The 18,902-nt window shown below is 35.9% G+C and carries 23 protein-coding genes; 22 read left to right on the top strand and 1 reads right to left on the bottom strand.

Annotated features, from left to right (window positions below):
* Positions 1-61: 61 nt before the first annotated feature.
* The 7 genes from ACKTTZ_RS08060 (at position 62) to ACKTTZ_RS08030 (ending at position 6,960) form a co-directional block, all read left to right on the top strand.
* A complete protein-coding gene (locus tag ACKTTZ_RS08060; RefSeq protein WP_034694015.1) occupies positions 62-613 on the top strand; it encodes an RNA polymerase sigma factor in 552 nt (183 codons plus the stop codon).
* Between the two features lie 16 nt (positions 614-629).
* Positions 630-1,172: a hypothetical protein gene (locus tag ACKTTZ_RS08055; RefSeq protein WP_034694013.1), complete on the top strand. Its 543-nt coding sequence runs from the start codon at positions 630-632 to the stop codon at positions 1,170-1,172.
* A 6-nt stretch (positions 1,173-1,178) separates the two neighbouring features.
* Positions 1,179-1,691 carry a hypothetical protein gene (locus ACKTTZ_RS08050; RefSeq protein ID WP_034694012.1) on the top strand — a complete coding sequence of 171 codons (513 nt, stop codon included), beginning with the start codon at positions 1,179-1,181 and terminating at the stop codon, positions 1,689-1,691.
* 100 nt (positions 1,692-1,791) lie between these two features.
* Entirely contained in the window at positions 1,792-2,811 is a 1,020-nt protein-coding gene (locus ACKTTZ_RS08045; RefSeq protein ID WP_253317094.1) for a hypothetical protein, read from the top strand.
* Positions 2,812-2,935: 124 nt separating this feature from the next.
* Positions 2,936-4,732 carry a translation elongation factor 4 gene (gene lepA / locus ACKTTZ_RS08040; RefSeq protein WP_407848254.1) on the top strand — a complete coding sequence of 599 codons (1,797 nt, stop codon included), beginning with the start codon at positions 2,936-2,938 and terminating at the stop codon, positions 4,730-4,732.
* 77 nt (positions 4,733-4,809) lie between these two features.
* On the top strand, positions 4,810-5,658 hold the full coding sequence (dinD, locus tag ACKTTZ_RS08035; RefSeq protein ID WP_407848252.1) for a DNA damage-inducible protein D: 849 nt from the start codon (positions 4,810-4,812) through the stop codon (positions 5,656-5,658).
* 99 nt (positions 5,659-5,757) lie between these two features.
* The gene (locus tag ACKTTZ_RS08030; protein ID WP_407846215.1) at positions 5,758-6,960 is read left to right on the top strand and encodes an IS256 family transposase; all 1,203 of its coding nucleotides are present in this window, start codon (positions 5,758-5,760) and stop codon (positions 6,958-6,960) included.
* Between the two features lie 111 nt (positions 6,961-7,071).
* Here the strand turns inward: ACKTTZ_RS08030 and ACKTTZ_RS08025 are convergent, their stop codons facing one another.
* Positions 7,072-7,713 carry a DUF1579 domain-containing protein gene (locus tag ACKTTZ_RS08025; RefSeq protein ID WP_407848250.1) on the bottom strand — a complete coding sequence of 214 codons (642 nt, stop codon included), beginning with the start codon at positions 7,711-7,713 and terminating at the stop codon, positions 7,072-7,074.
* A 123-nt stretch (positions 7,714-7,836) separates the two neighbouring features.
* Between ACKTTZ_RS08025 and ACKTTZ_RS08020 the strand changes: the two genes are divergently transcribed.
* From ACKTTZ_RS08020 to ACKTTZ_RS07950, 15 genes are all read left to right on the top strand, one after another.
* Entirely contained in the window at positions 7,837-8,532 is a 696-nt protein-coding gene (locus tag ACKTTZ_RS08020) for an NrtR DNA-binding winged helix domain-containing protein (protein WP_034694004.1), read from the top strand.
* A 373-nt stretch (positions 8,533-8,905) separates the two neighbouring features.
* Positions 8,906-9,448, top strand: coding sequence for an NADAR family protein (locus ACKTTZ_RS08015; RefSeq protein ID WP_034694002.1), 543 nt, complete (start codon positions 8,906-8,908; stop codon positions 9,446-9,448).
* Between the two features lie 169 nt (positions 9,449-9,617).
* Positions 9,618-10,028, top strand: a complete 411-nt coding sequence (locus tag ACKTTZ_RS08010; protein WP_407848247.1) for a 2OG-Fe(II) oxygenase — start codon at positions 9,618-9,620, stop codon at positions 10,026-10,028.
* A 77-nt stretch (positions 10,029-10,105) separates the two neighbouring features.
* Positions 10,106-10,441 (top strand): hypothetical protein, encoded by a 336-nt coding sequence (locus ACKTTZ_RS08005; RefSeq protein ID WP_034693999.1) that lies wholly within the window; start codon positions 10,106-10,108, stop codon positions 10,439-10,441.
* A gap of 2 nt (positions 10,442-10,443) precedes the next feature.
* Positions 10,444-11,298 carry a hypothetical protein gene (locus tag ACKTTZ_RS08000; RefSeq protein ID WP_407848244.1) on the top strand — a complete coding sequence of 285 codons (855 nt, stop codon included), beginning with the start codon at positions 10,444-10,446 and terminating at the stop codon, positions 11,296-11,298.
* A 64-nt stretch (positions 11,299-11,362) separates the two neighbouring features.
* On the top strand, positions 11,363-12,463 hold the full coding sequence (locus tag ACKTTZ_RS07995) for an adenylosuccinate synthetase (protein WP_407848242.1): 1,101 nt from the start codon (positions 11,363-11,365) through the stop codon (positions 12,461-12,463).
* A gap of 63 nt (positions 12,464-12,526) precedes the next feature.
* Complete coding sequence (locus ACKTTZ_RS07990) at positions 12,527-13,003, top strand: macro domain-containing protein (protein WP_253317099.1); 477 nt, start codon at positions 12,527-12,529, stop codon at positions 13,001-13,003.
* An 11-nt stretch (positions 13,004-13,014) separates the two neighbouring features.
* Positions 13,015-14,247 carry a TIGR02452 family protein gene (locus ACKTTZ_RS07985; protein WP_407848240.1) on the top strand — a complete coding sequence of 411 codons (1,233 nt, stop codon included), beginning with the start codon at positions 13,015-13,017 and terminating at the stop codon, positions 14,245-14,247.
* Entirely contained in the window at positions 14,244-14,879 is a 636-nt protein-coding gene (locus ACKTTZ_RS07980) for a DUF4291 domain-containing protein (protein WP_407848238.1), read from the top strand. Before ACKTTZ_RS07985 ends, ACKTTZ_RS07980 begins: the two co-directional genes overlap by 4 nt.
* A complete protein-coding gene (locus tag ACKTTZ_RS07975; RefSeq protein WP_034693990.1) occupies positions 14,876-15,385 on the top strand; it encodes an O-acetyl-ADP-ribose deacetylase in 510 nt (169 codons plus the stop codon). Before ACKTTZ_RS07980 ends, ACKTTZ_RS07975 begins: the two co-directional genes overlap by 4 nt.
* Positions 15,382-15,966 carry a hypothetical protein gene (locus tag ACKTTZ_RS07970; protein ID WP_407848236.1) on the top strand — a complete coding sequence of 195 codons (585 nt, stop codon included), beginning with the start codon at positions 15,382-15,384 and terminating at the stop codon, positions 15,964-15,966. The genes ACKTTZ_RS07975 and ACKTTZ_RS07970 overlap by 4 nt, the downstream gene beginning before the upstream one ends.
* A complete protein-coding gene (locus tag ACKTTZ_RS07965; RefSeq protein WP_407848234.1) occupies positions 15,963-16,649 on the top strand; it encodes an SIR2 family NAD-dependent protein deacylase in 687 nt (228 codons plus the stop codon). The genes ACKTTZ_RS07970 and ACKTTZ_RS07965 overlap by 4 nt, the downstream gene beginning before the upstream one ends.
* Positions 16,649-17,614, top strand: coding sequence for an ADP-ribosylglycohydrolase family protein (locus ACKTTZ_RS07960; protein ID WP_407848232.1), 966 nt, complete (start codon positions 16,649-16,651; stop codon positions 17,612-17,614). The genes ACKTTZ_RS07965 and ACKTTZ_RS07960 overlap by 1 nt, the downstream gene beginning before the upstream one ends.
* A gap of 10 nt (positions 17,615-17,624) precedes the next feature.
* Positions 17,625-18,167, top strand: a complete 543-nt coding sequence (locus ACKTTZ_RS07955) for an RNA 2'-phosphotransferase (RefSeq protein ID WP_034694220.1) — start codon at positions 17,625-17,627, stop codon at positions 18,165-18,167.
* 1 nt (position 18,168) lies between these two features.
* Positions 18,169-18,897 (top strand): metallophosphoesterase family protein, encoded by a 729-nt coding sequence (locus tag ACKTTZ_RS07950; protein WP_407848230.1) that lies wholly within the window; start codon positions 18,169-18,171, stop codon positions 18,895-18,897.
* Positions 18,898-18,902: the final 5 nt, after the last annotated feature.

Raw genomic sequence — 18,902 nt, 5'->3', positions numbered from 1 at the left:
AAATTGAATTTTTAATTTAACTTTCAGCTATTTTTGTAATCCAAAACAATGAAGGCATCTTATGAAGATTAAGGACGCGGAAATAATTTCGTTGATGCAGAATCCACGGACCCAGGATAAAGGGGTTCGTGCCTTGATGGACGCCTATCAAAGCAGATTGTACTGGCACATAAGAAGAATTATTGTGGACGGAGATCTTGCACAGGATACTTTGCAGGAAACTTTTATTAAAGCATATCAGAATTTTCATCAGTTCAAAAATGATAGCCAGTTGTATACCTGGTTGTACAGAATCGCTACCAACGAAGCGTTACAGCAGGTTAACAAAATGAAAAAAATGCAGAAAACGGATGAGGATCCGGAGTATCATATGCAGAATCTTGTTGCAGATAATACAGAAGGTGATGCTGAAGAAATACAGATTTTACTGCAGAACGCTATACAGAGTCTGCCCGAAAAGCAGAAACTGGTATTTATGATGCGGTATTATGATGATTTACCTTACGAAGAAATATCAAAAATTGTAGATATGTCGGTAGGGACGTTGAAAACGAATTATCATTATGCCAAACAGAAAATAGAAGATTATATTAAAGAAAATTACGAAAAATAATTTTTGACCAACAAAGATGAAAGAGTTCGACATAGAAAAATTAGAGCGTAAAAACATTTACACAGTTCCTGATAATATGTTTGAAAGTATTCAGGAGAGCGTTATGAATGATATAAAGACAAGTAAAAAAGCACCTGTCTTTAAGCTGAACTGGATGTATGCAGCAGCTGCATCACTGGCTTTGATTTTTGGAGCAACTTATGTTTTTAATTCAGATAACAATTCCACGGAACAAATCCTGAACTCTAAAACAACCTATGTTGCCAATAACGGAGAGCCCAAAACAGAAAGCGAGCTGGCTTATGAAACTTTAAAATCTGATTTAACTTCTGTTGAAAATAATAATCAAACAGTTGAAAATCAAAAAAATAACAATGTTTATGCTTCTAAAAGTGTAAGCGAAACTAAAAAAACAGCAGAGAGCCCTAAACCGGTGAAAACTGTAAAGAAAAAAGAAGAAACACGAATGAATGAATATCTGGACTCGTTTTCTAATTCTGAAATTGCAGAGTTAGCAAGTAATTCGACTCAGGACGTTTATTTGGATATTTATAATTAAAAGAAAATGAAAAAGATATTATTGACGTTTTTGATTATTTATGGCTTTGGATTAAACGCCCAAAGGACAGATTATGATTGGAAAAAGATGGATCCTAAACAAAGGAAAGAAGTCATCAATAATCTTTCTCCGGAAGAAAGAAAAGATCTCCTGAAGAAATTCAGGAATAATATGATCATGGATAATCTGAATGTCGATCCAGATGATAAAGCTGAATTTACACAATTGTATAACGAATATCTGGATAGCCAGAAGCAGATAAAAAGTCAGTTTAATTCCAATTTTGATCCCGAAACTTTATCAGATGACGAAGCGAAAGCTAAGTTGCAGCAAAGTTTTGAAGTAGGGCAGAAGCTATTGGATAACAGGAAAAAATATGCAGATAAAATGCAGCAGGTAATTCCCTGCCAAAAAGTTCTGAAACTGTTTCAATCCGAAAAGATGATGAAGGATAAAATGGATGAAAGAAAGCCTCACGGAAATAATAACAATGCTTCCGGAACTAAACAGAACCCATAATAGTTTATTTTTTTAATGTTGGACGGCTCTTACAGATTTTTTCTGTGAGAGCCGTTTAATTTTACACCAAAAAAAAATATTTTTACTACAAAGTTTATCTATGAAAAAAGTACTTTTCTTTTTATTGTTTTCGATCGTATTATGGGGTCAGAAAACAGAAACAATTGATCTTTCAAAATCTATTAAAGACAGCAAAAACTCTATCAAAAGTTTTACGGTGATAGATCAAAGATCCAATCAGGAAATCGGAATGGTCATGTATCATAAGGATGAAGTGAAAGTTGTTTTCGAAAATAATGCAGGCAAAGACATACAGGATTGGTTTTATAAGTACAATCCGACACGAGGAAATAATGATATGGTTTTTTTGCTTGAAAATTTAAGTATTTCAGAAGATAAGAAGGAAAAGTACTCTATCGGAAAGCTTGAATTAAAGGCAAGTACATTTATTAAGAAAGAAGACGGATATCATTTTATGGATAGAATAGACACTATCGCAACCGTCTCATCCCGTACAACACCTTATCTGGCACAAAGCCTGGCAAGAAAAGTGACTTTAATTCTTACCGATCTTTTTAAGGACTCTTATAAAGCGACGCCTTGGGAACTTAGCATTTCGGAAAATGATTTTTCTGATTATACCTCTGTATTAAAAGAAAAACTGAGCATTCTAAAAGCAAACGAACTTAAAGAAGGGGCTTATAAAGACTATTACAGCTTTTTTACCCACAATCCTGAACCAGGATTTACTTTGCAGGCGAATGATAAAGGAATCGTTACAAAGGCTGTAAAAGGAGATGAAAAAACAGCAATAAGACATTTCTATGCTTTTGTCTATAAGGGCATCGCGTACAAAAATATTCCTGTGGGTTACACTGAGATTTTCAAAGATGATAATGGAGTTTTTATAGAAGCAACAAAAGCAGAATTATTTCCTGAAACGGCTACAACCGGGGTTACAATTGGTGCTGCTGCGGGTGGTTTGATTGGTGGTGTTATTGGTGCTGTGATCGATGTCAGTTTATCAGGTAAAAAAAAGAATACTGCAGGACCTAAAGTTTATCTTGATCCTTTTACTGGAAATTATCTATTACCCGAAGACTTTGGCAAAACAAAATAATATTTAAAAAGAGGGAAAATTTTACCTCTCTTCTTATTGTTATCTGTGTTTCAGTTAAAAGAAAGAATTAAGAATGAAAAATTCTCCTGCATTTTCTTATCTTTGCAAACTACAAGATTCTTAAATGAAAAACATACGAAATTTTTGCATAATCGCTCATATCGACCATGGTAAAAGTACCCTGGCAGACCGTCTATTGGAGTACACGAATACTGTTACCCAAAGAGAATTACAGTCTCAGACGCTTGATGATATGGATTTGGAGAAAGAACGTGGGATTACCATTAAATCACACGCTATTCAGATGGATTATGAGTATAAAGGAGAAAAATATATTTTAAACCTTATTGATACCCCGGGACACGTTGACTTCTCTTATGAAGTTTCCCGTTCTATTGCTGCCTGTGAAGGTGCACTTCTTATTGTAGATGCTGCACAGAGTATTCAGGCTCAAACCATTAGTAACCTGTATCTTGCATTGGAAAATGATTTAACGATCATTCCGATTCTAAATAAAATTGACCTTCCGTCTGCGAACCCTGAAGAAGTAACCGATGAGATCATGAACCTTATCGGATGCGAATATGAAGATGTATTGAGAGTTTCAGGAAAAACAGGAGAAGGTGTTCATAACCTTTTAGAGCAGATTGTTGAAAGAATTCCTGCACCGGTAGGAGATCCTGACGGACCACTTCAGGCTTTGATCTTTGACTCTGTATACAACCCGTTCAGAGGTATTGAAGCTTATTTCAAAGTAGTGAACGGAAGCATCACTAAAAATGAAAAGATTAAGTTCTTTGCTACAGGAAAAGAATATGGAGCTGATGAAGTAGGTACATTAAAACTAAAGCAGGTTCCAAAGAAAACAATCCATTGTGGTGACGTAGGATATCTTGTATCGGGTATTAAAGATGCCCGTGAAGTAAAAGTAGGAGATACCATCACTTCTTTTGAAAATCCTGCTGATGGACCAATTGATGGATTCGAGGAAGTAAAACCAATGGTATTTGCCGGGATTTACCCAATTGATTCTGAAGATTTTGAAGAATTAAGATTCTCTCTTGAAAAGTTAAGACTGAATGATGCTTCTCTGGTTTTCGAGCCGGAAAGTTCAGCAGCTCTTGGTTTTGGTTTCCGTTGCGGATTCTTGGGAATGCTACACATGGAAATTGTTCAGGAACGTCTTGACAGAGAGTTCAATATGAACGTAATCACCACGGTACCGAACGTTTCTTATTTTGGATATACTAAAAAAGAACCTGAAGTTCCGATTTTGATCAACAACCCGTCTGAAATGATGGATCCTTCAACGATGGACAGAGTAGAAGAACCTTTCATCAAGGCTTCTATCATTACAAAATCCGACTTCGTAGGAGCTGTAATGACTTTATGTATCGAAAAAAGAGGAGAAATCGTTAACCAGAGTTATCTGACATCAGAAAGAGTAGAGTTAATTTTTAATATGCCGCTTGCTGAGGTTGTATTCGACTTCTATGACAGATTAAAATCTATCTCTAAAGGATATGCTTCATTCGATTATCATCCAATCGGATTCAGAGCTTCAAAGCTTGTAAAAATGGATATCCTGATCAATGGTGATATGGTAGATGCTTTATCTTCATTGATTCACGATTCTAATGCTTATTACATCGGTAAAAGAATGTGTGAAAAGCTTCGTGAACTGATCCCGAGACAACAGTTTGATATTGCTGTTCAGGCTGCATTAGGGACGAAAGTAATCGCAAGAGAAACGATTAAAGCTTTAAGAAAAGACGTTACCGCAAAATGTTACGGTGGAGATATTTCCAGAAAACGTAAACTATTGGAAAAGCAGAAAGAAGGTAAAAAGAAAATGAAGCAGATTGGTAGAGTAGAAGTACCACAATCAGCGTTCATGGCTGTACTAAAGTTAAATGATTAATTATTAATCTATTATAAAATAAAAACCGCTTCATCAGAAGCGGTTTTTTTTGTACATTTATAAAAACACATTATTAAATGAAATCAGAAGAAATAAAAGATTTATTCTATAAATTTGAAGAAGCAGCCTCTGAACTAGAGGGAATAGAGTGTTGGAGTGCAAGAGATTTACAAATATTATTGGGATATAGTAAATGGGAAAACTTTGAAAAAGTAATTATAAAGGCCAAAGATGCTTGTAAAAACGTTGGAGAGTTAATTGAGTATCATTTTCCTGATGTCAGGAAAACGATACAAATGCCTAAAGGAGCGGAGAAAGAAATAGATGATATTTTACTAACAAGATATGGCTGTTACTTAATCGCACAAAACGGCGATAGTAGAAAACAGGAAATATCTTTCGCCCAGAACTATTTTGCTGTTCAAACCAGGAGAGCGGAATTGGTGGAACAGAGGTTGTTAGAATATGAAAGAATCAAAGCTCGCGAAAAATTAAGTCAGACTGAAAAACAACTTTCAGGAATTTTATATGAAAGAGGGGTTGATAGCCAGGGATTTGCTGTGATAAGAAGTAAAGGAGATCAAGCGCTTTTTCGTTTAAATACAAACATGTTAAAGAAAAAAATGAAAGTTCCTGAAAGCAGACCAGTAGCAGATTTTTTACCTACAATTAGTATTAAAGCTAAAGATCTGGCAGCTGAAATGACAGGTTTGAATGTTCAAAATAAAAACTTAAAAGGGCAATTAAATATTGAAGAAGAGCATATAGATAATAATGTTGCTGTTAGAAATATGTTGACAAACAGAGGAATAGTCCCTGAAGATTTACCTCCGGCAGAGGATGTGAAAAAATTACAAAGAAAATTAGATGGTGATGAAAAGAATGTTTTAAAGCAGACTAAAAAACCTTTGGTAGTATCTCACTAACTGTGTAAGTTAAAAAGTTATTCTGGAAAATTTTGAGCCCTTATAGCTCAAAAAATTTTACGGAAATAACTTTTTATTATTTTTAACCATTACATAGTTATGATGGACAAAGAAGAATTATTAAACAACAAGGATTTTTACAAGTCCTTTAAAAATGGAGAAGACTTAACTTCTTTCTTCAAAGAAATGCACAAGCGAGCTATAGAGCATATGCTTGATGCAGAATTGGACTCTCATTTGGATAATGATAAACATCAGAAATCTGCCACTGGAAATTACCGTAACGGTCACGGGACTAAAAAGATAAAATCCTCATTTGGCGAATCTGAAATTAAAGTTCCCAGAGATAGAGGAGGTAGTTTTGAACCAGCATTGGTTCCAAAGAGACATAATATTATCGATGGTTTGGAGAATATTATCATATCATTTTATGCTAAGGGAATGAGTGTGAGTGATATAGAAGAACAAATTAAAGAAATGTATGATTTTGATGTTTCTACCTCTACCATCTCACGAATCACCAATGCGGTTGCCAGTGAAGTTGTTAGCTGGCAGAACCGCCCGCTTGAAGATTTGTATCTCATTGTCTGGATGGATGGGATTGTTTTCAAGGTAAGGGAAAATTCCAAAGTCATTAATAAAACCGTTTATCTGGCTGTTGGATTAAACCGTGACGGGAGAAAGGAGGTCTTGGGAATGTGGCTTGGAAAAAATGAAAGTTCAGCCTTCTGGATGAGTGTTCTCACGGATTTAAAAGCCCGTGGTGTGGAGGATATTCTCATCACTGCTACCGATAACTTAAACGGATTTACCCAAACAATCCGTTCCGTCTTTCCTGAATCTCAAACCCAAATTTGCGTTGTCCATCAAATAAGAAATGCCTGCAAATATGTGGTCTGGAGGGACAGAAAAGAATTTTCTGCCGATATGAAGCATATTTACACCGCTCCAACAAAACAAGCGGCTCAAGCAGCTCTCAATGATTTTGCAGATAAATGGGAAAGCAAATATTCTTATGCTATACAATCCTGGCGAAACAATTGGGATGAACTCACTGTATTTTTTGAATTTCCTCTCGAGATACGAAAAATCATTTACACCACAAATTTAATTGAAAATCTCAACGGCAAAATCAGAAAATACACCAAAAATAAAATGTCTTTTCCTACTGATGATGCTGTAATGAAATCAGTTTATTTGGCATTAAAAGAAGCTACTAAAAAATGGACAATGCCTATACAGAATTGGGGTATTGTCCTCAACCAATTTATGCTTATTTTTGAGAAAAGGCTCAGATTATAAAATCTAAGCCCTGACTTTTTAACTTACACACTTTACGGGATAGTGTCAAACCTTTTAAGAAATAATTTATAAAACAAAAACCGCTTCCAACGAAGCGGTTTTCTTATTGATTTATTTTTTACGGGTATACTTTATTTCCATTGTTTTGTACTCTTTCCCTGTTTTGGAATCAGGGCCATACATTTCCAGCTTTTGATTATTGTCATCTACAAAGGTGAATACTTCTCTGAAATCACAGTCCTTTCCAGGTCTTGAAGGATCTGTCATTTTTCCTTTAAATTCAACCGATTTTGTGGAAGGATTCCAGTCTCCTTCACTATGCATGATTCCGGTTCCCATATTGTCAATCCAAGTACTGACAAACTTCTTCTTTGAGTTGTCATATCCTACAATGCTCATCCCCTCAAAAGGCATTCCCATAAAGTCACCTTTGTGATTAGTCATTTGATAACGTCCGCCAAACATCATTTTATTGGTAGCCTCGGATTTACTCATCATCGGTTTTGCCCCGTTTTCCATCCACATGGAAGTTTCTCCGTTCCAGGTTCCATCAGATTTTGCAAGCATTTTTTGCATTTCTCCCGGAGTTGAGTACGCCATCCAGTCTTTCATGGCGGTTGCTGAATCTACAGGTTTCCATTCAGAGGTAGATGCTGAATCTGTTTTGTCAGAACCAGTGGCAGCTGTTGTTTTTCCTTTCTCACAAGCTATTAATAATAAAACTGCAGAAAGAATTGTTAATAAATTTTTCATAATAATTTAGTTTTAAGATGGTTAGAAAGATAACTTAAAGATAAGAACTTTTATTATAACGGAAATTATTTTTTAATACAGGCATAAATCGTAGCTTTGTGTATTCGTAACGCAAATCAATTTATGGAGTCTCCAAAAAAATTACAGGATATAAAAGTGGCTGTAGATGCCGTTATTTTCGGATATTTTGATAAAAAAGATCTTCAGATCCTTCTGATTAAAAGAAATATTGAACCTTTTAAAGGAGGATGGGCACTTCCGGGAGGACTTGTTCTGGATGATGAAAGTGTAGATGATGCGGTAAAAAGAGAACTCTATGAAGAAGCAGGCATAAAGCCCGATTTTTTAGAACAATTGTATACTTTTGGTAATCTGGGTCGTGATCCGAGAAACAGAGTGGTTTCTGTGGCTTATTTAGGGCTTGTAAACCCTTCTTATCATGAGCTGTTTGCTGATTCGGATGCGGAAGATGCACAATGGTTCAGTATCAATAAACTTCCTTCAGTGGCCTTTGATCATAAAACAATCATTGAGACTGCTCTAAAAAGACTTCGTACAAAAATTCAATACCAGCCAATCGGCTTCAATCTTCTCAATGAAGAATTCCCTTTTTCAGACCTTGAAAACCTCTATAAAACAATTGTCGGACAGGAAATTGACAGAAGAAATTTCCGTAAAAAAATCATGAGCTACGGACTGCTTAATGAAACCAACAACGTAAAAAAAGAAGGCAGTGGCAGACCTGGAAAACTTTTTACTTTTAATAAAGAAAAATATAAAGAGCTGGAAGAGCAGGGCTTTTATTTTGAAATCAAATAAGATGTGTAAACACTAATTTCACGAATGTTTTGCACGAATAGTCACTAATATTTTGTCACTTATGTTCACAAATAATGTGGAGCGTAAGAAACATATTCTAATAAACTCATTAAAATACTTTCAATAGGAACGGGCTATAATCCTGAGTTTAGTCGAAGGGAGCCCGTTTTTTTATCATTTAATTCAATTAGCTTTAGCCTAAACGCATCAAATTTGTGTCATTTGTGATTAAAATTTGTGTTATTCGTGTTTTTCAAAATTAAATTTTTGTCACTGTAAATCAATTGATTACATTTATTAGTGTGAAATTAACACAAATAAATTTGCTGCAAAGACTGATATTGTTTTAAATTTGTGTCAAAATAACGCAATCATGAAATACACCTTACAAAATATTACAGAAAGTTTTCAGAAGAAAGAAAAGATAAAGTTCTTCTTTTTCTGGGGACATACAGCAAAAGATATCGTTACCAAATCATGTTTCAGCCAATGGTTTCCAGGAAGTTTTGAAGAGAACGGGATAGTTTATAAAACAGCAGAACATTATATGATGGCTGGAAAAGCAAGATTATTTAATGATGCTGAAATGGAAAAGGAAATCTTAAAAGCGACTACTCCTAATCAGGCAAAAGCGCTTGGACGAAAAGTGAAAGACTTTGATCCGAAACTTTGGGATGAACATAAATATCAGATAGTAACTCAGGGAAATCTTTTGAAATTCTCTCAAAATCAGAAATTTAAAGACTTCCTTTTATCAACCGGAGACAAAGTTTTAGTGGAGGCAAGTCCTTATGATAGAATCTGGGGAATCGGGATGCTGGAAACCGATAACAGAGCTGAAAACCCTCTATTATGGAACGGAGAAAACCTTTTAGGATTTGCTTTGATGGAGGTAAGAGATGAATTAAGAAGGTAAAAACACAAACCAGGCACAAAATATTAATTATGGAAAAAATAGAATTACACCCACAGATATTTCTGATTGAAGATTTTCTGACTGAAACAGAATGTGATCATTACACATCAGTCTTTCGCAGGAAAAAGTTTTTGAAGAAGCAAAAATCAATGTTTTCGGACGTCAGCAAATGAATAAAGGGATCAGAAATAATGACCGACTGATGATTTTTGATACTGCAATTGCTGAAGAGCTCTTCAATAAGGCTACAGAATTTTTACCTCAGGAACATGATGGATATCAGATTCTTAACTTTAATGAAATGCTCAGAGTTTATAAATATGCTCCCGGACAGCAGTTCAAAATGCACAGAGATGGAAGTTATATCCGAAATGAAAGAGAGAAAAGCTTTTACACCTTTATGATTTACCTGAATGATGATTTTGAAGGAGGAGAAACAGAATTTGAAAACCTTTTTACCGTTGCTCCAAAGAAAGGAACTGCTCTGATTTTTCACCATCCATTAAGACATGAAGGAAAAACACTGATCAGTGGATTGAAATATGTTTTAAGAACAGATGTAATGTATTCAAAAGTATAAATCATCCGGATTAGAGAAAGGCATTACTGTGTCTGGTTTAATTAGCGTAATATTAACACAAATAAAAATATTTGATCATGGAAGATGAATTAAAACCCAGATTTATCGAATCATTACAAAGAAATAATGATCAGATCAGAGAAGACCGTGCTAGAATCATCGGAGCAGATTCCGAACTGATCTACAGACGCAGAGTTGAAGATATCGAACTAAAAATCAAAAGACTTGAGCGTGAACAGGAAGGGCTTATTGATATCAGTCCTTTAGACAGAAACAGTCTGACTTTTGCGGATTTTAATCCCGAAGCATTTGTTCAGAAAGACATGGAATTATCATTAACAATCAGAAATCTGAATATTCAGCTCGAAGTAACCCAAAAGAGATTTGAATATTTATTTGGAAAAACATTGTAGTCATGGGAAGTACAAGATACGATTTAGACGCTCGTTATGACAGAGCAAGTAAAGCAGGTTACGGAACAAAATCCGCAGGGGAAATTTTCACCCAGAATGCCAAAAGAATGGCTCACGAATCTATGAACCCTCACGGAATTTCTTTCAGAGAATCCAGAGATTCAGCAGTTCATCCTCATTCCGTTCCGATTATTTTAGGACTGGATGTTACCGGAAGCATGGGACATATTCCTCACGAACTGATCAGAGAAGGATTACCTAAACTCATGGGAGGAATTATCCAGGGAGGCGTTCCCGATCCTGCCTTATTGTTTCTTGGAATTGGAGATCATGAATGTGATGGCTATCCCCTTCAGGTCGGGCAGTTTGAATCAGGAGATGAGGAACTGGATATGTGGCTCACACGAACTTACATTGAATCCGGAGGAGGTGGAAATGCAGGAGAAAGTTATCTTTTAGCGTGGTATTTTGCCGCTTTTCACACCAGAACGGATGCTTTTGAAAAAAGAGGACAGAAGGGATTACTGTTTACTGTAGGTGATGAACCTTGTTTAAAAACACTTTCGGCGTCTGCGATCAGGGAAATTATGGGAAAAGGACAGCAAACCTATACTCATTTTGAACTGTTGGAAGAAGCAAAGAAAAAATATGAAGTATACCACATCAGTGTTCTGCACTCTGATCAGGCATTGAGAGCAGACAGAGGCTGGAAAGAATTATTAGGACAAAACTGTATTTCCATAGCAGATCACAGGGAAATTCCGAATGTTATTAAAAATATTATCTGTGATAAATTTAAAAACAAAAGCTTCGGAACAACAGGAACTGGAGGATTAGATCAGTTTCAGATGCTTTAGAAATCTGTCATGGTCATCAGTAAATAGGAATGACAAAGACAAAAGATTTAAAAAAATAAAAGACATGAAAAAGGCGCAAATAGTAATAGGACTTGGTTTTGGAGACGAAGGAAAAGGGATTACTACAGATTTTCTGGCTTCTCAGAATCCGGATGCTGTTGTGGTCAGATTTTCAGGAGGACAGCAGGCTGCACATACCGTAATGATTGATGAAAGAAAGCATGTGCATTCCAGTTTTGCAAGTGGAGCACTTCGTGGTCTGCCTTCTTACTTTACCGAGCACTGTACGATTCATCCGGTTTTTCTACTTAATGAGAGGGAAGAATTAAAAGCAAAAAACGGAAACATTGAGCTTCATATTCATCCATTGGCAAAAGTGACAACTCCTCTTGATGTATGGCAAAACAGAACGAACGCCCGTAATCTGGAACACGGAACCTGTGGAAAAGGAGTAGGTACTACGATGAAAAGAAACGAAAGTCCTTATAAGCTATTTGCCATAGACCTCATAGCGCCCAAAGAAATGTTGATGGAAAAACTGAAAGGAATTGCCTATTACTACGGTTTTGTAGATGAAAATGAGATTACTGAACTTTTGCAGCCTTTCTTAGGTGCTATTGAAGCTATTGATTGGAAGATAAATGATTATAACTACCTGGCTTCGTTTGATCACCTTATTTTCGAAGGGAGTCAGGGTATTTTACTCGATATGGATCATGGCGTTTTCCCTAATGTGACCTATGCAAATACGACTTCAAAAAATGCCTGCGAAATCTGTAAGCTTTTAAAGATTGAAGATATTGAAATGTATTATGTGACCAGAAGCTACGCCACCCGCCATGGAAACGGCTGGATGAGCAATGAAAAAGAAATGAATCTGAAAAATAATGAAGAAGAAACCTGTACATTTAATGAGTATCAAAAGGAGTTAAGAACCGGAGAAATAGATTACAAACTGCTGAATTATGCCTTAAAGCTGGATGGAGCCTATGTATTTCCGGTTAAAAAGAATCTTGTTATTACCTGCTTAGATCAGGTTGATGAGCAATTTAAATTAGAAAATCTGGACGTTGAATTGAATACCGTTTATGGATCCTATTCTCCTTATTCAAAAGATTTTAAGCCAATTTTTAAATTTCAAAAAGAAGAAGAAACGATAAGATAAAAGCATTAATTTTATATTTAATGATAGAATAGAAGAATGAGAAATGATTGAAAATTAAGAACCATGAAAACCATACAATATTTGAAAGGAGATGCAACAGCCCCACAAGCCAAAGGAACAAAAATCATCGCCCATATCTGTAATGATATCGGAGGCTGGGGAAAAGGATTTGTACTGGCTGTTTCCAAAAGATGGGAAGAACCTGAAAAGAAATACAGAGACTGGCATCGCTTCAGAAGTAAAAATGATTTTGCATTAGGAAAAATTCAGTTGGTCCAGGTTGAAAAATACATATATGTAGCTAATATAATCGGACAAAAAGGAATAAAAACAGGAAGTCATGGAGTTCCTGTTCGATATGATGCTATTGAAAAAGCTCTCGAAAAACTTTCCAGTGAAGCGTTGCTGCTGAATGCAAGCGTTCACATGCCGAGAATTGGATGTGGGCTGGCAGGAGGAAAATGGAAAGAAATAGAACCTATTATTGAAAGAACATTGCTTGCAAAAGAGGTGCAAGTATATGTATATGATTTTGAATAAAAAGAATAACCATGAAAACAACAACATTATATAGACCAGTAGGAGAAAAAGAAATGATCCTGATTATAGAAAGCGGATTTAAAGAATTTCCTCCAAGACTGGAATGGCAGCCCATTTTTTATCCTGTTCTCAATGAAGAATATGCTTCAGAGATCGCAGAAAAATGGAACACCCGAGACGAAGCCGGAAACTATCTTGGTTTTGTAACCCAGTTTGATGTACAAGAAGAAGTGGCAGCTCAATATCCTGCTCAGAATGTAGGAGCAAGAAACCACAACGAGCTATGGGTTCCATCAGAAGAACTGGATAGTTTTAATAAAGCCATTGTAGGAAACATCAAAGTAACCCAAGTATTTATAGGAGATGATTTTGAAAAAGCAGGAAATACGGAGTTGGGAGAACTGATGTCTAATATTAAAAAATTAACCATGACAAATAAAGGAATGGCAAAAGATACCTTAGATACCCTTGCCCAAAAATATTATATAAACGAAAACAACAAAAAAATAAATATAGAAAACGAACTGGAAATCAGTAAAAAAGAAACTGTTCTTTTCACTCCGGAACAACTTTCTGAAATGGACGAATCTCCGTTGCCGGAAATCAGTTTTGAAACAAAAATTGAAACATGGAAATGCAGTTCTTTAAAAGCAATTTTACAATTAGCCGAAGAAGAAAATCAGGAGAAAATCATATGTCTGAACTTTGCATCAGCAAAAAATCCGGGAGGAGGATTTATCAATGGAGCGGAAGCACAGGAAGAAAGCCTGGCAAGAACCTCCGGACTGTATGAAAGCTTACTTCAGGCATGGGATTATTACACAATTCATCGTGCGATGGAATCCTGTTTTTATACTGATACAATGATTTACAGTCCTAAAGTTCCTGTTTTCAGGAAAGATAAGGGAGAATTGCTTCCTAAGCCTGTTCTGTGTAATTTCATCACTTCTCCGGCAGTCAATGCAGGTGTGGTAAAACGTCAGGAACCGGAAAGAGCACATGAAATTCTCGATGCAATGGATCTTAGAATGGATAAAATGCTCTCAATGGCCTTACATCAGGGAAATGAAGTTCTGATTTTAGGAGCCTGGGGATGCGGTGTTTTCAAAAATGATCCAAAAGAAATTGCAGGATTATTCAGGAAACATCTTCAGGGGAAATATAAAAATAAATTTAAAAGAGTGGTTTTCGCAGTGCTTACCAAGAAAGAAGAAATGCTGAAACCATTTGAAGAAATACAATGAAAATCAAGCTAAAAAAATATAAAGAACAATTACAAGACTGGCCTGGACAAGGATATCACATCATGGCTCAATATGATGATGAAAAGATTGTAGTGTATCAGTCCTATAGAAAGGAAATTGGAGAATTTGCAGTGAAGAATCAATTCTTTGGCGGAAGTTTTAGTTTGGAAAGAATGACCTGGATAAAACCAAATTTTCTTTGGATGATGTACAGAAATGGCTGGGGGAGAAAAGAAGGTCAGGAAAGCGTTCTGGCTATTCATTTGAAGAAAGAAGCTTTCATAAAATATCTGGAAAATGCCGTATATTCTTCTTACAATACAAGTTTTGGGATTTCCAGAGATGAGTGGCAGAAGCACATAAAAGAATCTTCAGTAAGGCTGCAGTGGGATCCGGATCATGATCCTTTTGGAAATAAACTGGAACGAAGAGCCATACAGATTGGTTTACGGAACGAATTTATTCGGACTTTTGCTAAGGATGATATTCTTCTCATTGAAAATATTTCAGATTTTGTGGCAGAGCAATATCAGTTTGTACTGAATGATGATTTAGATAATCTGAGCATTCCTGAAGAAAAACCTTTATTATTTGATGATGAGGGTTTAAATAAAAAACTCAATTTAAGATGAAAATAGAACTAATAAAAGGAGACATCACAAAAATCCAAGTTGATGCAATTGTTAACGCTGCCAATTCATCCTTACTTGGTGGAGGCGGTGTAGATGGAGCTATTCACAGAGTGGGAGGATCTCAGATATTGGAAGAATGTGTTGAGATCAGAAATAGACAAGGAAAATGCAAAACGGGAGAAGCGGTAGTAACAAATGCAGGAAATCTCCCTGCAAAATATGTTATTCATACAGTAGGCCCGGTTTGGAACGGCCATGAAGAAAAGGAATCCATTCTTCTGGCAAACTGTTATCGTAATTCTTTGAATTTAGCAGAAAGCCATGGTGTGAAGACGATTGCTTTTCCTAATATTAGTACAGGTGTTTATAGATTTCCAAAAGAACTGGCAGGAAAAATTGCAGTAGATGAAGTCAGAGAATTTCATTCAGATATTATTGAGAAAGTTATTTTTGTCTGTTTTGATGATGAAAATGAAAAGATTTATAAAGATCTTTTACAACTGTGAAAAAATATAATTTCAGATTCGTAGATCAGCCTGAAGATCCTAACGTGGGATTGGAAAATGAAGAAATTGCTTTTTTTCAGAAAGAATTGAATCTGCAGTTTCCTGAAAATTATATTTATTATCTTCAACATGCTGGAAAAAAATCAAATGTTTTCCCTGTGGAAAATGATATTGTAAAGCTGAAAAAATACCAAAGTCAATTGAAAGAAGCTTTGAAGCAAAGAGACTTACTGAGCACTGAAAGTCTTTTTTGTTTTCAGTATAATATTGAATATGAACCTTTGGTTGGGCAGGATTTTGAAACCTTTTATTTTTTCAATTTATCACATCCTAAATCTCCCGATCTGTATATTTTTGGAGACTTTATCACAAATTTTGACTGGTTGGGATATGATAAAGAGCTTACGAATAAAGAAAATTTTGTAGATTTTATTAACTATAAAACGAAAGAAAAATTTAGAATAAAAGAAGCCATAGGAGTAGGAGATATTTTAGTGTGGATATTACTAATTCCTATTTTTATCATCATTTTGATCATTATTATTTTTCAGAATGTAAAAGAAAAAATTAAAAAACCATGAAAAAACTAACCATATTAAGCGGCGCAGGAATCAGTGCCGAAAGCGGAATAAAAACCTTCAGAGACGGAGATGGTCTCTGGGAAAATCATAATGTAACAGATGTAGCAAGTCCGGAAGGATGGAAAAAAGACAGAGCCTTAGTCCTTGAATTTTACAATCAGAGAAGACGACAGCTGCATGAAGTACAACCCAACGAAGCGCATCAATTGCTGGCTGAGCTGGAAAAACATTTCGATGTCCAGATCATTACCCAGAATATTGATGATCTTCACGAAAGAGCAGGATCTACCAACATCCTTCATATTCACGGAGAATTGTTCAAATCATGTTCGAGTAATAATAAAAGCCTGATTTATGAACAAAAAGATGATATTAAAATAGGAGATCAGGCAGAAGACGGAGCTCAATTAAGACCTTTTATCGTTTGGTTTGGAGAAGATGTTCCTTTGTATCAAACGGCAAGAGAAATTGTAAAAGAATCAGATATTCTGCTGGTAATCGGAACTTCGTTGCAGGTTTATCCTGCTGCCGGACTGATTCATGATATCAAAGACGACTGCCTTTTAATCGTCATCAATCCTCATGAAACAGGATTCGGATATGGACAGAGAGCCGTAGTCATGAAGGAAACAGCTACGCAGGGAATGAAATTATTATTTGATAAACTAGTGAATCTTGCCTGATGGAAAACAAAGTAAAAGCAGGAATTATGGGTGTCTGTATTGGAGATGCACTGGGTGTTCCGGTAGAGTTCAGAGGCAGGGAAGAGCTTAAACGTTCTCCTGTTACCAAAATGCGTGCTTTGGGCACCCATCGTCAACCTGCAGGGACATGGAGTGATGATGGATCTTTAACTTTGTGTCTGGCAGATAGTTTATGCAAGGGATATGATACTGAAAATATAGCGTTGAAATTCCTGCAATGGTATAACGCAGAAATATGGACACCTCATGGTCGTGTTTTCGATATAGGTATTGCAACTTCACAAGCCATTTATAGAATAGGAAAAGGTATTTCTCCTACTTTATGCGGAGGGAATTCTGAGTTTGATAATGGAAATGGCTCTTTAATGAGGATTATGCCGTTATTATTTTACATCAGGAATTTTACTATTGAAAAACGGTTTGATATTGTAAAAGACGTTTCTTCTATTACACACAGGCATATCCGTTCAGTTTTAGCCTGTTTTATTTATTTGGAATTTGCTTTGGAAATTCTAAAAGGAAAAGAGAAATGGGAAGCATATCGGACAATGCAGAAAACAGTTCGGGATTTTTTAGATTATAATCTTATTTGTTCACAAAATGAAATGGATAAATTCCACCGGATTTTAGAACTCAAAGTAGGAGAATATGATTTAGCTCCTTTACCTACTTTGCAAGAGGAGGAAATAAATTCTGGAGGATATGTCCTTCACAGCCTGGAAGCTTCTTTATGGTGTTTTTTAAACTCGGAAAGTTACTCAGAGGCAGTTTTAAAAGCCGTAAATCTTGGGGAAGATACCGATACCACAGGAGCCATCACCGGAGGTATTGCCGGAATTTATTATGGATATGAAAACATACCAAAGGATTGGGTTTCTGAGCTGGTGAGAAAGGATGATATTGAAGCATTGTGTGAGAAATTACACCAAAAATTAATGAATTAAAATGCAAACCATGAACGAAATAGAAAAGAAAAAGATAAGTAAATTTTTAAGCCTGATCTTGAGGCATCAGCCGGAAAGTATAGGTCTTACATTGGATGAAAACGGTTGGGCAGATGTAGAAGAGCTGAGAATAAAGTCAGCCAAAAGAAGAATATATTTTACTCCCGAAGAATTAGATGAGGTAGTAGAAACCAATAATAAAAAGCGTTTTGCTTTTAACGAAGATAAAACCATGATCAGAGCAAGCCAGGGCCATTCTATTGATATCGATCTGGCTTTGGAAGCCAAGCAGCCTCCGGAATTTCTGTACCATGGAACAGCAGAAGCCAATATTTCTTCCATTTTAGAAAAAGGAATTGAAAAAAGAACACGTCAGCATGTACACTTAAGTGCTGATAAAGAGACTGCTACAAAGGTCGGAATGAGACACGGCAAACCTGTGATTCTGACCATCAGAACCGGAACAATGCATCAGGAAGGATTATCTTTTTACCAGTCTGCAAATGGAGTTTGGCTCACAGATTTTGTGGATGCAAAATATATTTCAAAATAAAATGAGCAGAACGTTAGTCATAGGAGACATCCACGGAGGATTTAAAGCCTTGTTGCAGGTTCTTGAAAGAGCAGGAGTGACCGAAAATGATCGGCTGATCTTCCTCGGAGATTATGTAGATGGATGGAGCGAATCTTCACAAATCATACAGTTTTTACTGGAACTTTCCGAAAAACAGGAATGTATTTTCATCAAAGGAAACCATGATGCATGGTGTGAAGACTGGTTGAGTTTTGGACAAAAACCCGATGTATGGCTTTTCAACGGAGGAAAAAGTACAGTAGAAAGTTATGCTGATTATTCCCTTGAAGATTTGGATATTCATCTCGAATTCTTTCAAAGGATGAAAAATTATCATATTGATGATCAGAACCGACTGTTTATTCATGCCGGATATTCTTCCATGCACGGTCCTGAAAAAGAAGTGTACTCCAGTAATTACCGATGGGACAGAACGCTTTGGGAAACTGCTGTGGCAATGGATAAAAAACTGTCGAAAAATTCTGAATTATATCCTAAAAGACTGCTTTTGTATAAAGAAATATTCATCGGACATACGCCTACTCTCGATATTGGGATCAAAATACCAGCCAATAAAGCCAATATCTGGAATATGGATACCGGAGCAGCCTATACCGGATCTTTATCCATCATGGATATTGACTCCAAGCAATTCTGGCAAAGTGATCCGCTTCCGTCCTTATATCCTAAAGAAAAAGGCAGAAATTAATACTA

It is taken from the genome of Chryseobacterium sp. KCF3-3, from assembly GCF_045865955.1.
In the GTDB taxonomy this organism is placed as follows: Bacteria; Bacteroidota; Bacteroidia; order Flavobacteriales; family Weeksellaceae; genus Chryseobacterium.
The sequence above is the reverse complement of the archived record's forward strand: the minus strand, read 5'-3'. Positions and strand labels throughout refer to the sequence as shown.